This is a genomic window from Hydrogenophaga sp. IBVHS1 (assembly GCF_002127265.1).
Taxonomy (GTDB): Bacteria; Pseudomonadota; Gammaproteobacteria; order Burkholderiales; family Burkholderiaceae_C; genus Hydrogenophaga.
Window position 1 is genome coordinate 1,273,915 of record NZ_NFUU01000001.1, and the last position, 13,142, is coordinate 1,287,056.

The 13,142-nt window shown below is 65.2% G+C and carries 14 protein-coding genes; 6 read left to right on the forward strand and 8 right to left on the reverse strand.

The genetic code is table 11. The features are described 5' to 3' along the window. Position 1: 1 nt before the first annotated feature. Both CAP37_RS06155 and CAP37_RS06160 read right to left on the reverse strand, forming a co-directional pair. Positions 2-1,435 carry an integrase family protein gene (locus CAP37_RS06155; RefSeq protein WP_086123367.1) on the reverse strand — a complete coding sequence of 478 codons (1,434 nt, stop codon included), beginning with the start codon at positions 1,433-1,435 and terminating at the stop codon, positions 2-4. Between the two features lie 259 nt (positions 1,436-1,694). Then, complete coding sequence (locus tag CAP37_RS06160) at positions 1,695-1,913, reverse strand: hypothetical protein (protein WP_086123368.1); 219 nt, start codon at positions 1,911-1,913, stop codon at positions 1,695-1,697. A gap of 165 nt (positions 1,914-2,078) precedes the next feature. Here CAP37_RS06160 and CAP37_RS06165 point away from each other — a divergent pair, with 165 nt between their 5' ends. After that, positions 2,079-3,407, forward strand: coding sequence for an NAD(P)/FAD-dependent oxidoreductase (locus CAP37_RS06165; protein ID WP_086123369.1), 1,329 nt, complete (start codon positions 2,079-2,081; stop codon positions 3,405-3,407). Positions 3,408-3,419: 12 nt separating this feature from the next. Here the strand turns inward: CAP37_RS06165 and CAP37_RS06170 are convergent, their stop codons facing one another. Together CAP37_RS06170 and CAP37_RS06175 are read right to left on the reverse strand one after the other, a co-directional pair. Then, entirely contained in the window at positions 3,420-4,163 is a 744-nt protein-coding gene (locus CAP37_RS06170; protein WP_086123370.1) for a class I SAM-dependent methyltransferase, read from the reverse strand. 48 nt (positions 4,164-4,211) lie between these two features. Then, positions 4,212-4,673, reverse strand: coding sequence for a hypothetical protein (locus CAP37_RS06175; RefSeq protein ID WP_086123371.1), 462 nt, complete (start codon positions 4,671-4,673; stop codon positions 4,212-4,214). A gap of 21 nt (positions 4,674-4,694) precedes the next feature. Here CAP37_RS06175 and CAP37_RS06180 point away from each other — a divergent pair, with 21 nt between their 5' ends. Then, positions 4,695-5,807, forward strand: a complete 1,113-nt coding sequence (locus CAP37_RS06180; RefSeq protein ID WP_086123372.1) for a PQQ-dependent sugar dehydrogenase — start codon at positions 4,695-4,697, stop codon at positions 5,805-5,807. A gap of 47 nt (positions 5,808-5,854) precedes the next feature. Here CAP37_RS06180 and CAP37_RS06185 read toward each other — a convergent pair whose 3' ends face one another. The 4 genes from CAP37_RS06185 to CAP37_RS06200 form a co-directional block, all read right to left on the reverse strand. Further along, entirely contained in the window at positions 5,855-6,148 is a 294-nt protein-coding gene (locus CAP37_RS06185) for a DUF1330 domain-containing protein (protein ID WP_086123373.1), read from the reverse strand. Between the two features lie 88 nt (positions 6,149-6,236). Then, positions 6,237-7,250, reverse strand: coding sequence for a sulfate ABC transporter substrate-binding protein (locus tag CAP37_RS06190; protein WP_086123374.1), 1,014 nt, complete (start codon positions 7,248-7,250; stop codon positions 6,237-6,239). Between the two features lie 120 nt (positions 7,251-7,370). Next, the gene (locus CAP37_RS06195) at positions 7,371-8,012 is read right to left on the reverse strand and encodes a 3-oxoacid CoA-transferase subunit B (RefSeq protein WP_086123375.1); all 642 of its coding nucleotides are present in this window, start codon (positions 8,010-8,012) and stop codon (positions 7,371-7,373) included. Further along, entirely contained in the window at positions 8,009-8,725 is a 717-nt protein-coding gene (locus CAP37_RS06200) for a 3-oxoacid CoA-transferase subunit A (RefSeq protein ID WP_086123376.1), read from the reverse strand. Before CAP37_RS06200 ends, CAP37_RS06195 begins: the two co-directional genes overlap by 4 nt. Before the next feature lie 173 nt (positions 8,726-8,898). Here CAP37_RS06200 and CAP37_RS06205 point away from each other — a divergent pair, with 173 nt between their 5' ends. The 4 genes from CAP37_RS06205 to CAP37_RS06220 are packed head-to-tail and all read left to right on the forward strand — an operon-like array spanning position 8,899 to position 13,127. After that, positions 8,899-9,822: an NAD(P)-dependent oxidoreductase gene (locus tag CAP37_RS06205; protein WP_218776825.1), complete on the forward strand. Its 924-nt coding sequence runs from the start codon at positions 8,899-8,901 to the stop codon at positions 9,820-9,822. Between the two features lie 11 nt (positions 9,823-9,833). After that, on the forward strand, positions 9,834-11,177 hold the full coding sequence (locus tag CAP37_RS06210) for an amidohydrolase family protein (protein ID WP_086123378.1): 1,344 nt from the start codon (positions 9,834-9,836) through the stop codon (positions 11,175-11,177). Positions 11,178-11,202: 25 nt separating this feature from the next. Beyond that, on the forward strand, positions 11,203-12,072 hold the full coding sequence (locus tag CAP37_RS06215; protein WP_256926885.1) for an NAD(P)-dependent oxidoreductase: 870 nt from the start codon (positions 11,203-11,205) through the stop codon (positions 12,070-12,072). Further along, positions 12,069-13,127: a maleylacetate reductase gene (locus CAP37_RS06220; protein WP_086123379.1), complete on the forward strand. Its 1,059-nt coding sequence runs from the start codon at positions 12,069-12,071 to the stop codon at positions 13,125-13,127. Before CAP37_RS06215 ends, CAP37_RS06220 begins: the two co-directional genes overlap by 4 nt. Positions 13,128-13,142 lie beyond the last annotated feature (15 nt).

The following is a 13,142-nucleotide window of genomic DNA, read 5'->3' on the forward strand; positions in this document are numbered from 1 at the left end:
TTCAGGCCACCAGTTGAAGGGTTGCGGGTTCTGTCTTCGCCTTTGGCTCGAACTTCACCCCAGCTTGCGCAACCACCCATGTTTCGATCCGTTCATGGTGCAGGCGCAGCAGGTCGAGTGGGCGGCGCTTGTAGTGCTTTTCTGCCGTCGCACTGGGCTTGTGACCTTGAATCTGTGCAACGACCCCAGCGGGAATTTCGAGCCACTCGGTGAGGCTGGCGAACGAGCGGCGCAGCCCGTGCAGCGTGAGACCTTCAAGGCCTGCCGCTTTGCAGGCCCGGGTGTGCGGCGTGTTGGGCTCCGAGATTCGCCCATCGGCGCTGCGGTTGATTACAGCGGCCGGCGTGGTGGCCTCGCCCTTACGAGCGCTCTTCGCGGCCCTTCGCTTGATGTTGTGCTCGCTCATGTCGAGGGCGTAGGCGCTCGAAAAAACCCACTCATTGCGACGGGGCAGGGCGCAGAGTAGGTGCTCGACGTAGGGGGTGAGCGGTATCTCTCGCGTCCCTTCGATCTTGTCCCGGATGCTGATGCCTTTCCATTGGAGGTTCACGTCTTCCCATCGCATCGAAAGAACTTCGCCGGGTCGTGCGCCGGTGAGGAGCATCACCTGCAGCGCGGCGGCAATGCACGGGTTCTGAATCTTGCTGACCTGCACGAACCATGCGGGCAACTGCTCGCGGGTCAGCACATCGGACTTCACCCCCGGCCGGCCCAGCGCCTCGCGGGTTTTGCGCGTTTTGGCGGGATTCTGCTGGGGCAGGATGGCGGCGTATTGGGGGTGCTCGCCGCACCAAGTGAGAAACACGGTGAGCAGGCGCCATGCGAGTCGTGCAGATGATGCGCGGAACTTGCCCTCTGCGGCGGCCCAGCGCTCAATCGTGGCGCTGTCGATCTCGCTCAGCTTGAGGCGCATCAACGGGGCGAGGGGGCCGGGTTTCGTCTTCACTCCCTTCTTGGCTCCGCGCCGCTTGGACTGTTCTCCACCGGGGCGCGCCTTGTCGAGGTGGTCACGGTAGTGCAGGGCGCCCCAGAGCGGTTGCCGCTCGATTAGGTAGGCATCCCATGCCTCACCCACGGTTAGCCCCCCTGCGAGCGCATCAGCGGCTTCTGTGACCTGTTCGGCGGCTCTCTGGGCGTCCTGCTCGCGTTCTACCTCTCGCGGGTCTGTGCCAGCATCGAGCGCCACTGCAAGCCGTCGAGCCTCAACCCGGGCCTGCTCGATGCCCCATGCCTTCACCTCTCCGATGGTGCGCCGGATGGTCTGGCCCCTGAGCCGCCCCTCGAATGCATAAGTCTTGCGTCCGGTCGGAGTGACCCGCAGAAGTAGACCGGGTGCATCGGAGTCCCACAGGAAGGCTTGAGACCTGCCAGGAGGGCAAGTGAAGCCCTCGACACGGCCAGCGGTCAGGCGGGTTCTGCTCTTGGTTGAGGTCATGGGGCTTCCGATCTGTAGGCAATCTGTAGGCAGATTCGACCGAAACAGCCGAATCGTAATCAACAACAGAATGACCCAATGGGTCACTAAGTCGTTGATTTATATAGATTGTATCGACAGTCCTCAACGGAAGCAAATACTAGTTTTGCAGGATTGTGATTCCTGTTGTCGTGGGTTCGAGCCCCATCAGCCACCCCACTTGATTCAGCAAAAAGCCCGGTTTCCACCGGGCTTTTTTGCTTCTGGCGGTTGAGCTCGTTCAGCCGCTCAGCGCGTCATCGGCGTCCAGCGAGGGCGGCCGCACCAGATCCTCGTCGATCCCCATCACTGCGCTCGCGCGCTCGACCGCCTTCCACAGCGGCGTGGGCATGTTCAGAATGTCTTCGGGCGTGTCCGCCTGATCAATCCAGGCGCTGATCTCGTGGTGCTGATCGGGTGTCAACAGGGCCAGGAGCAGCATCTCGTCAATGGTTTTCATCGTGTGGTCGATCCGGTCTCGGCGCCAGGGGCACCTTTGAAAGAACGCCCAGCATAGGGCAGTCGGGCCGACAGCGCCTTTGATGGACATGGCCAGCGGGAAGTGGCTGTGAGTCGTGTTACTTTTCGCACTTCGCCAGCGTGGCACCAACCGGGAATTGAATCGATGCAACCTGCTGATGAGAATTGCGATGTGCTTGTGGTCGGAGGTGGTCCTGCCGGCTCCACCATTGCGGCCTTGCTGGCCCGTGAAGGGCGCAAGGTGGTGCTGCTGGAAAAGGAGCACCATCCGCGCTTCCACATTGGCGAGTCGCTCCTGCCGGGCAATGTGGCGTTGTTCGACAAGCTCGGTGTGCGGGATCACATCGAGAAGATCGGTATGCCGAAGTTCGGCATCGAGTTTGTTCCGCCCGATCTGGACTACTGCAGTTATGTCGATTTCGCCGAGGGCTGGGACCCCTCGATGGCATCGGCGTGGCAAGTGCGTCGCTCCGAAATGGACGAGCTGTTGTTTCGCCATGCCGCCAGCCTGGGCGCCCAGGCGCTGGAGGGCGCCAAGGTGAAGGATGTGGCATTCGACGACGAAGGCGCCCGGGTCGAGGCGGTGCTGGAGGGTGGTGAAACGCGCCGCTGGCATGCGCGCTTCGTGGTCGATGCCACGGGCCGCGACACTCTGCTGGCGAACAAGTTCAGGTGCAAGGAAAAGAACAAGGACCACAACAGCACAGCGCTGTTCGGACACTTTCGTGGCGCCCGGCGCCTGGAAGGCAAGCGAGAAGGCAACATCAGCATCTGCTGGTTCGAGCACGGCTGGTTCTGGTTCATCCCGCTGGCCGACGGCACCACGAGTGTGGGCGCGGTGTGCTGGGCCTACTACCTGAAGGCGCGTGACAAGCCCTTGAAGGACTATTTCTTCGACACGATTGCCCTGTGCCCGGAACTGCACGATCGGTTGAAGGACGCCACGCTGGTGGACGACCAGGTGCATGCCACCGGAAACTTCGCCTACTCCAGCACGCACGCCACTGGAGAGCGCTACCTGATGGTGGGCGATGCCTTCACGTTCATCGATCCCATGTTCTCCTCAGGCGTGTTCCTGGCGATGCAGAGTGGATTCGACGGTGCGCAGCTGGTCGCCACGGCGCTGGACCAGCCCGAGCGCCTGCCCGCTGCACGCGCCGCGTACGAAAAGCGCGTGCGTGTGGGCCCGCGTGATTATTCGTGGTTCATCTACCGCGTCACCAACCCCACCATTCGCGACATGTTCATGCACCCGAACAACCGATTCAAGGTCAAGCAGGGTCTCATGTCGCTGCTGGCGGCCGACATCCACCACGGCCCGGCTTACCGGCTGTCGCTGGTGATGTTCAAGCTGATCTACTACGTGGTTTCGGTGGCGAACTGGCGTCGCACGTATGCCGGCTGGAAACGGCATCGCCACAACATCCGCGACATGGGGACGCTCCGTGGCGAGACCATCATGAAGGCCGAATAGGCGTCAGTTCGCTCAAGGCCGGACGGCGGTGTATTCGGAGAACACGCCCAGTTCGGTGTGGCGCTTCACCTGCAGGAAACCTGCACGCTCCATCGCCTCAAGAATCTGGGCAGGCGGGATGCAGCTCTCGATGGTGTCCCAGTAGTAGCGCCACAGCTCGACACTGCCGCGCTCGCGGGCAACGATGCGCGCCAGCGTCGGCACCACACGGCGCATGTAGAACTTCACCAGGGCGCGCGAAATTCGGCTCGAAGGCTGGCTGATTTCCAGAATCAGCAGGCGACCACCGGGCCTCAGCACGCGGTGGAACTCCTGCAGCGCGGCGTCCACGTCCGACACATGGCGGAAGGCATAGCCAAAGCTCAGAAAGTCGGCTTCGCCGGTGGCACAAGGCAGTTCCTCGGCGCGGCCGGCGCGCAGGTCGACACTGGGCAGATCCACCTGCGCCAGCATGCCGGGGCTCGGGTCGACGCCAACGAGGCGGCCCTGCTCGCCGATCAGTTGGCAGGCCTGGCGCGCCAGGAGACCGGTGCCGATGCCCACGTCGACAACCTTGTCGCCCGATGCCAGCCCCGCGCGGACCAGCGCTTCTCGCCGGTACCAGCCGCCCGATCCGAATGCCATGGCGCGCTCGATCCGGTCGTAGTCGACGGCGGTCTCGTCGAAGATCCTGCGCACGTACTGCGCATGTTCTGCCTCGTCGCGGTAGTAGGCCGGCAGGGGCGCATGCGGCAGGTGGGTGGTGGATTCGATCAAATGGTTGCTCCTGGGGCCTTGGGCCGAGATGGATAGGTTGGTTGCGGGTTAGCTGCGCGACGTGAGTCGAGCGTAGAGCCATCCGGCCATCGCCGCGCCGATGGCCATCGCCAGCAGTCCGGGCAGGTGACGGGTCGCGTCGATGAAGACAGGCATGGGTGCTACCGCGTCGATCGCGCGAACGGCAGCCACCATGCCCGCTCCGGCGGCAGCCGACAGCAGCATACCTCGCCCAGCCGGCCACCAGCGGGCCAGGAAGGCAGCCACGGCCAGCGCGGGCAGCCAGCCCGCCGCAAGGATGCCGGCGTAGACCGGGGCAAAGCCGATCAGGTCCTGCACTGTCGTGCGCAGGCGGTCGCCCAAGGGAATCTCCAGACCCAGCCCGACCAGGGCTTGCAGGTTCCATTGCGTCTGCACCACCGAACCCCAGGCCGCCGCAAGCACGAGCGCCAGCAGCAGGGGCCAGAGATGGGCGGTCCAGCGGCGGCGCGGAGGTTCGATGGCGTTCATGTCTTTCATAATCGCCAAATTATGTTTTACTTCGCCGCCTTTCTTGCCGCATTTCTTGCCGGTGCCCTGGCTGCCGTGATGCCCGCGCAGGCCGCCGACTACCGGGTCGAGACCGTTGCAACCGGGCTCGAGCATCCCTGGTCGCTCGCCTTCCTGCCCGGCGGACGCATGCTCGTCACCGAGCGCCCTGGCCGGCTCCGCCTGATCGAACCCGGCCCCGATGGCCGGCCGCAACTGAGGCCTGAACCGGTGCCGGGTGTGCCGCCGGTGATGGCGCGCGGGCAGGCCGGTCTGTTCGACGTGGTGGTGGACCCGGCGTTTGAAGCCAATGGCCGGGTGCTGCTGTCGTTCGCGCATGGCACGCCGCAAGCCAACCACCTGCGCTTGGTGAGCGCGCGGTTCGATGGCCGGCAGCTGCAGGAGGTCAAGCCCATCTTCACTTCTCAACCGGCCAAGACCGACAGCCAGCATTTCGGTGGCCGCATGGCATGGCTGGCCGATGGCAGCGTGCTGTTCGGCATGGGCGACGGCAACCTTGAGCGCACGGACGCCCAGCGCTTGCACACGCACCTGGGCAAACTGATGCGCATCCGGGCGGATGGCGGTGTGCCCAACGACAACCCCTTCGTGTCTCGCAAGGACGCGCAGCCTGAGATTTACAGCTACGGGCACCGCAATCCGCAGGGCATGGTGGTCGTCAACGGAGTGCCGTACGCGCACGAACATGGCTCGCGCGGTGGCGACGAACTCAACCGCATCCAGCCCGGGGCCAACTACGGCTGGCCCGTGACCACCGGTGGCATCGATTACACCTACGCCCGCATCACGCCCTACCAACGCCTGCCGGGCATCCAGCCGCCGCTGGTGGAGTGGACGCCTTCGATTGCACCTGCGGGGCTTGCCTGGTACGACGGCGCGTTGTTCCCGGCATGGCGCGGCAGCCTCTTCGTGGCGGCGCTGAAGGAGCGCAGCGTGCGCCGCGTTCCCTTGGCGGGCGGCACGCCCGGGCCGCAGGAGGTGCTGTTCCTTGAACTCGGCGAACGCATCCGCGACGTGCGCGCCGGGTCGGACGGTGCCATCTACCTGCTGACCGACAGCCCTGCCGGGCGGGTGCTGCGGGTGGTGCCGAAATAGGTTGACCAGCGCGTGGTTGAACTCAAAGGCCTAGCCAACTTCGGCGGTCAGGCCACGGCTTCGACGATGCGGATGTCCCGGTCGGCCCCGTTGCTCAAGGCTTCCAGCGCTCGCGCATAGTCCGGGCTGTCGTGTGCCGCGAGTGCCTGCTCCACGCTGTCGAACTCGATCAGCACCGCCCGCTGCTGCACGCCGGATTCATACACCTGCGCGGGCATGCCACGCGCCAGAAAACGACCGCCCGCTGCCTGAAGTGCAGGGCCCGCGAGCTTGGCGTATTCGGCCAGTGCGGCCGGGTCGCTGACGGAACGGTAGGTGGAAATCCAGTAGGCCTTGGGCATGTCGCTTCCTTGGTTCAGGCGGTTGAAGAGTGGAGCTGAAGCTGCCGAGTTTGCCACCTGCCGCCCGCTTGAGCCTGAGCGCCGCTGACTACTTCCTGGTGTAGATCTGGTCGAAGGTGCCGTTGTCGGCAAAGTGCACCTTGGCCGCGTTGTCCCAGCTACCAAACGCGTCCTCGATCTTGAAGAGGTTGAGCTTGGGCAACTGCTTGGCGTACTTGGCCTGGGCCTTGGCGGAAGTGGGGCGGTAGAAGTGCTTGCCGATGATGTCCTGCGCTTCTTCGGTGTAGAGGAACTTCAGGTATTCCTCGGCGACAGCGCGCGTGCCTTTCTTGTCCACGTTCTTGTCCACCACCGTCACGGCGGGCTCGGCCAGGATGGAGAGCGACGGGTAGACGAAATCGACCTTGTTGCCGAATTCCTTCTCCAGCAGGTAGGCCTCGTTTTCCCAGGAGATGAACACGTCGCCCTGGTTGCGCTGCGCGAAGGTGATGGACGAGCCGCGTGCGCCGGTGTCGAGCACCGGCACGTTGGCGTAGAGCCTGGCCACGAAATCCTTGGCTTTGTCTTCGCTGCCGTATTTGCGCTTGGCGAATTCCCAGGCGGCCAGGTAGTTCCAGCGCGCGCCGCCCGAGGTCTTGGGATTGGGGGTAATGACCTTCACGTCCGGGCGGATCAGGTCATCCCAGTCCTTGATGTTCTTGGGGTTGCCCGCGCGGGTGACCAGCACGATGGTGGATGTGTAAGGAGAGCTGTTGAGGGGCAGGCGCTTTTGCCAGTCCTTGGGGATCCAGCCGCCGTTCGTGTGCAGTGCGTCGGTGTCACCGGCCAGAGCAAGTGTGGCCACGTCGGCGTCCAGGCCATCGATGATGGAGCGGGCCTGCTTGCCCGAGCCGCCATGGCTCTGCTTGATCGTCACGTCCTGGCCGGTCTTGGTCTTCCAGTACCTGGTGAAGGCTGCGTTGTATTCCACATAAAGCTCACGCGTCGGGTCGTACGACACGTTGAGCAGGGTCACCGGGGCGGGTTGTGCGTAGGCCGAAATGGCGCTGGCAGACAGTGCGGTGGCGGCAAGGGCCTGGATGAGCTGGCGGCGGGTGGTCATGGCGTTCCTTCGGAATCCGTTGTTGATGGAATGGAAGGAATGATCCCGCCATCTCCACGGATAAGGAACGAATGGTTTTTTGGTTGTTAATTACTGAAACATCTAACGGCTCGAAGGGCTTCAAGGTGCGATCGGCAGCCCGACCAGCTTCTCCAGCTCGGCGTGTTCGAGCCCGTCCACCTTGTCGATGAGCTGCAAGCCTTGGGGCGTGCAGTCCAGCGTGGCCAGGTCGCTGTAGATGCGCTTGACGCAGCCGATGCCAGTGAGCGGGTAGCTGCACTCGGCCACCACTTTGCTCGCGCCTTGCTTGGTGAGCAGATCCATCATCACCCAGGTCTGCTTGGCGCCAATGGCGAGGTCCATGGCGCCGCCCACCGCGGGAATGGAGCCAGCCTCGCCGGTGCTCCAGTTGGCCAGGTCGCCGGTGGCCGAAACCTGGAAAGCGCCGAGCACGCAGATGTCGAGGTGGCCGCCGCGCATCATGGCAAAGCTGTCGGCGTGGTGGAAATACACGCCACCGGGCAGCAGCGTCACCGGTTGTTTGCCGGCGTTGATGAGGTCGTAGTCTTCTTCGCCTTTGGCAGGTGCCGGGCCCATGCCCAGAATGCCGTTTTCGCTGTGCAACACCACTTCGATGCCCTCGGGCAGGTGGTTGGCCACGAGCGTGGGCTGGCCGATGCCGAGATTCACGTAGGCGCCGTCGTGGATGTCCTGCGCCACACGGCGCGCGAGTTCTTCTTTGGTTCTTCTCGTGTAGGTCATGCTGCGTCCTTGAATCCACCGGCCTGCGTGGCCACGCGGGGTATCTGCACGATGGCGCTCACGTGGATGCCGGGGGTGACCACGGCTTCGGGGTCGAAGCTGCCGAGTTCGGCGATTTCATACACGCTGGCGATGGTGCGTTTTGCCGCAGTGGCCATCACCGGCCCGAAGTTGCGCGCGGCCTTGCGGTAGGTGAGGTTGCCCCAGCGGTCGCCGCGCTCGGCCTTGATGAGCGCCACGTCGCCGAAGATGGGGTACTCCAGCACAAAGGCTTTGCCGTTGATGACGCGGGTTTCCTTCTCGCTGCCATCGGCGTTTTTCGCCAGCTCGGTGCCGAAGCCCGTGGGCGTGAAGAAGGCGCCGATGCCAGCGCCTGCGGCGCGCAGGCGCTCGGCCAGGTTGCCCTGCGGCACCAGCTCCAGTTCCAGTTGTCCGCTGCGGTAGAGCGCGTCGAACACATGGCTGTCGGCCTGGCGCGGGAAGCTGCAGATCACCTTGCGCACGCGCCCGGTCTTGAGCAGCGCGGCCAGACCCGTGTCGCCGTTGCCGGCATTGTTGTTCACCACCGTGAGGTCTCGCGCCCCCTGGTCGATGAGGCCTTCGATGAGTTCGCCGGGGATGCCGGCGGTGCCGAAGCCACCGATGAGCACGGTGGCACCGTCGGCGATGCCGGTGAGCGCGTCGGCGATCGATTGGGCGATCTTGTTGATCAAGTCGATGTCTCCTGCTGATGTGGGAAGCCTGGGCGATTTTCAACGCCTTTGGCTGCCGCGCGCCGCGTGGGCTTTTCCCGAGCCGGAAAACTGATTTTCACCTCGTCCGTTGCACCGGGCCGGGTCGGGCGACACACTCAGCGGCCATTGACCACAAAGACACGGAGACAAGCGTGAGCAAGCGAATTGGATGGATCGGCCTCGGCCGCATGGGCGAAGCCATGGTGAAGCGGCTGACCAAGGCCGGCCACACGGTAGAGGTGTGGAACCGAACCCGCAGCAAAGCCGAACCCCTGGCCGAGTACGGCGCGGTGGTGGTGAGCAGCAAGCAAGACCTCTCCACCTGCGACACGGTGTTCACCATGGTCTCCACCACCAACGACCTGAAGGAAGTGCTGTTCGGCGAAGGTGGCCTGGTGGCCGGCGACAAGCGACCGCGCGTGGTGATCGACAGCTCTTCCATCTCGCAGGAGGGATCGGCCGAAATCCGCACGAAGCTCGAAGCCCTGGGCATTGCCTACCTGTGCGCCCCGGTTTCGGGCAACGCCAAGGTGGCCAAGGCCGGCAAACTGCTGGTGGTGGCCTCCGGCCCCAGGAATATCTACGACGAAGCCGAGCCGTATCTGGCCGCCATGTCGCGCAAGGCCATGTGGGTAGGCGAGGGCGAGCTGGCCCGCGTGTGGAAAATCGCGCACAACACCATGTTCGGCGTGATCATTCAGAACCTGTGCGAGATCACGGTGCTGGCCGAGAAAGCCGGCATTACGCGCGATGTGTTCCTGGAGAGCATCAACGACTCGGTGCTGGGCTCCATGTACACGCGCTACAAGACGCCCGTGCTCACCAAGCTCAATTTTGATCAGGTGACCTTCACGCCCAAGCTGCTGCTGAAGGACATGGACCTGGGCCTGGGTGCGGCCAAGGCCCACGGCGTGGCCATGCCCGCAGCGGCGGCCACGCGCGAGAGCATTGCGCGCATGGTGGGCCGGGGCTACGAGGACATCGACTTCGCCGTGCTGCTGCGCGAGACCGCCGCCGATGCCGGGCTGCAGATCCAGCCGCTGGACGTCGACGTCAGCGACGGCCTGAGCAGCTGAGGCGCCCGGCCATGGCTGCAGCCCGCACCCTGCTTCGCGGTGGCACCGTCATCACCATGGACGCGCAGGGCGACCTGCTGCGGGGTGACGTGCTCGTCACCGGCGACACCATCACGGCCATCGAGCCGGGGATTGCGGCCGAGGGCGCACAGGTGGTCGATGCGACCGGCTGCATCGTCATCCCGGGTCTCGTCAACGCCCACATGCACACTTGGCAGACCGCATTGCGCGGCGTGGCCGCCAACTGGACGCTGCTGCAATATTTCAAGAACATGCACTCCGGTCTGGCCACCGTGTTCACGCCGGGCGATCTGCACATCGCCACGCTCGTGGGGGCGCTCAACCAGATCAACTGCGGCACCACCACGCTGGTGGACTGGTGCCACAACAACCCCACGCCGGCGCACAACGACGCGGCGGTGGCCGCGCTGCTGCAGTCCGGCATTCGCGCGGCCTTTTTCCACGGCACACCCAAGCCCGATCCCAAGCCGGGTGAAACACCATTCTGGGAGCAACCGCACCCGCGCGCCGAGGTGGAGCGGCTGCTGAACGAGCACCGTGGCGAACCGCTGCTGAGCATTCATGCCGCCGTGCTCGGGCCGCATTACTCCACGCTCGATGTCGCCATGCACGACTTCCGCATGGCCAAGGAACTCGGCCTCATTGCCTCGCTGCACCAGGGCGGAGGGCCCGCGCGCACACCCGATGGCTGGGAGCGGCTTGAAGAAGCGGGCTTGCTGGGCCCGCACATCAACATCGTGCACGGCCACGCGCTGACCGAAGCGCAACTGGCGCGGTTCTGCGAACTGGGCATGAGCTTTTCAGCGGCGGCCGAGAGCGAGATGTCGCAGGGCCACGGCCATCCGCTCACCGGCCGGCTGCGCGCCCTGGGCCGCGCACCCTCGCTGGGCGTGGATCTGGAGAGCGTGATGAGCGGCGACATGCTCAGCCAGGCGCGCATTGCACTGGGCATCCAGCGCAGCCTGGACAACTTTGCTTACCGAGAAGCGCACGGCAGCATTCCGCCCACGTCCACCATCACCACGCGCGAGGCGCTGGCGTGGGTCACGGTGGAGGGCGCACGCATGCTCGGCCAGCAGGATCGCATCGGCAGCCTGGCGCCGGGCAAACAGGCCGACCTGGTGGTGATTCGCGCGGACACGCTGAACATGCAGCCCGTGCACGACCCGGTGAGCGCGGTGGTGATGCAGGCTTCGCTGGCCAACATTGAGAGCGTGATGATCGCCGGGCAGTGGCGCAAGCGCGGCGGGCGGGTACTCGATGCCGACATTGGCTCGCTGCTGGCAAGCTTGCAGCAGTCGGGCCGCAAGATCACGCAGGCCATGGGTCTGTGATGTCCACGCCCGACAGGAAGAAAACATGAGCATGAGCATTCATTTCATCGGCGTGGGCAAGATGGGCCTGCCCATGGCCAGCCACCTGCAGGCAGCCGGCCACACCGTTACCGTGAGCGACCCCGACCCCGCGCGCCTGGCGCTGGCGGCCGATCGCGGCCTCGCCTCCGGCACCATGGAGGCGCTGGCCGGCGCGGAGGTGGTGATGTCTTCGCTGCCCCACGACCAGGCCTTGCGCAGCGTGGGCATGGCGGTGGCAGCTGCGCTGCCGCAGGGCGCGGTGTACCTCGACACCAGCACCGTGTCGCAGCACGTCTCGGCCGAGGTGGCCGAAGCCTGTGCGCGCGCTGGTGTGGAGTACTTGCGCATCACGGTGTCGGGCAACAACCACATGGCCGAAGCAGCGCAGCTCACGGTGATGGCATCCGGCCCTCGCGCGGTTCACGAACGCCTGCTCCCGCTGCTGCGCTGCTGGGGACCGAACCATTTCTACCTGGGCAGCGGCGAGCAGGCCCGCCTCATGAAACTGGTGGTGAATCTGCTCATTGCGCAGACCAGCGCCATGCTGGCCGAAGGCCTCACGCTCGGGCAGAAGGGCGGGCTGGAGTGGGCCGACATGTGGGCCGTGCTCGGCGCCAGCGCCGTGGCATCGCCCATCCTCAAGGCCAAGGCGGCCCAACTTTCAAGGCGCGACTATGCGCCCACCTTCACCGTGACCCAGATGAACAAGGACCTCGATCTCATCCTCGCCGAAGCCGCGGCCTGCCAGGCCCCGGTGCCGCAAACCGCCGCCACGCGCCAGCTCATGGCCTCGGCGCAGGCGCAGGGGGATGCCGATCTGGACTACGCGGCCATCATCCGGGTGCTCGAACGCAGCGCAGGGCTGGATCGATGAAGAACTTCGTCTACCAGGGCCTGCCTTCGCGCGTGGTGTTCGGCGCCGGGTCTCTCGCTTCGCTCCCTGCCGAGATGGATGCGCTCAAGGCGCAGCGTGCGCTGGTGCTGTGTACGCCCGAACAGCGCGACTCGGCCGAGCGCGTCGCCGCATTGCTGGGCTCGCGCTCCGCCGGCATCTTCGACCGCGCGGTGATGCATGTGCCCATCGAGACCGCGCGCGAGGCCCGTGAGGAAGCGCGCCGGCTGGGCGCCGACTGCGCCGTGGCCATCGGCGGCGGCTCCACCACCGGCCTGGGCAAGGCCATCGCACTCGATTCCGGCCTGCCCATCCTCGCCATTCCCACCACCTACGCCGGCTCCGAGATGACGCCCATCTACGGCATCACCGAAGCGGGCCTGAAGAAAACCGGCAAGGACATGCGCGTGCTGCCCCGCACCGTGATCTACGACCCCGAACTCTCCATGACGCTGCCCGTGGGCCTGAGTGTCACCAGCGGCATCAACGCCATTGCCCACGCCGCCGAAGGCCTGTATTCGGTAGAAGGCAACCCGGTGATCGACCTCATGGCCGAAGAAGGCATTGCGGCCCTCGGCCGTGCCCTGCCGCGCATTCGCGCCAACGCGGGCGACCCCGAAGCCCGTTCCGACGCGCTCTACGGCGCATGGCTCTGCGGCATCGTGCTCGGCACCGTGGGCATGGCCCTGCACCACAAGCTGTGCCACACGCTGGGCGGCAGTTTCAATCTGCCCCATGCCGAGACGCACACCATCGTGCTGCCGCATGCGCTGGCTTACAACGCGGCTGCTGCACCGCAAGCCATGGAGCGCATTCGCCGTGCCCTGGCGGGCGTGAGCGCCGCGCAGGCCGTGTACGACCTGGCCAAACACAATGGCGCACCCGTGGCCCTGAAGGACATCGGCATGAAAGCCGAAGACCTCGACAAAGCCTGCGACATCGCCATGAGCAACCAGTACCCGAACCCGAGGCCGCTGGAGAGGGGGGCAATCCGCGCGTTGCTGCAGGATGCGTTCGAGGGCGTCAGACCGGGTTGATGTCGCCGCTGTGTG

What these genes read in the sequence shown, in the direction of transcription:
- CAP37_RS06190 (WP_086123374.1), bottom strand. Translation starts at nt 7,250, where the DNA reads ATGACCACCCGCCGCCAGCTCATCCAGGCCCTTGCCGCCACCGCACTG.
- CAP37_RS06195 (WP_086123375.1), bottom strand. Translation starts at nt 8,012, where the DNA reads ATGACCTACACGAGAAGAACCAAAGAAGAACTCGCGCGCCGTGTGGCG.
- CAP37_RS06165 (WP_086123369.1), top strand. Translation starts at nt 2,079, where the DNA reads ATGCAACCTGCTGATGAGAATTGCGATGTGCTTGTGGTCGGAGGTGGT.
- CAP37_RS06215 (WP_256926885.1), top strand. Translation starts at nt 11,203, where the DNA reads ATGAGCATGAGCATTCATTTCATCGGCGTGGGCAAGATGGGCCTGCCC.
- CAP37_RS06185 (WP_086123373.1), bottom strand. Translation starts at nt 6,148, where the DNA reads ATGCCCAAGGCCTACTGGATTTCCACCTACCGTTCCGTCAGCGACCCG.
- CAP37_RS06210 (WP_086123378.1), top strand. Translation starts at nt 9,834, where the DNA reads ATGGCTGCAGCCCGCACCCTGCTTCGCGGTGGCACCGTCATCACCATG.
- CAP37_RS06175 (WP_086123371.1), bottom strand. Translation starts at nt 4,673, where the DNA reads ATGAACGCCATCGAACCTCCGCGCCGCCGCTGGACCGCCCATCTCTGG.
- CAP37_RS06220 (WP_086123379.1), top strand. Translation starts at nt 12,069, where the DNA reads ATGAAGAACTTCGTCTACCAGGGCCTGCCTTCGCGCGTGGTGTTCGGC.
- CAP37_RS06180 (WP_086123372.1), top strand. Translation starts at nt 4,695, where the DNA reads ATGTTTTACTTCGCCGCCTTTCTTGCCGCATTTCTTGCCGGTGCCCTG.
- CAP37_RS06155 (WP_086123367.1), bottom strand. Translation starts at nt 1,435, where the DNA reads ATGACCTCAACCAAGAGCAGAACCCGCCTGACCGCTGGCCGTGTCGAG.
- CAP37_RS06160 (WP_086123368.1), bottom strand. Translation starts at nt 1,913, where the DNA reads ATGAAAACCATTGACGAGATGCTGCTCCTGGCCCTGTTGACACCCGAT.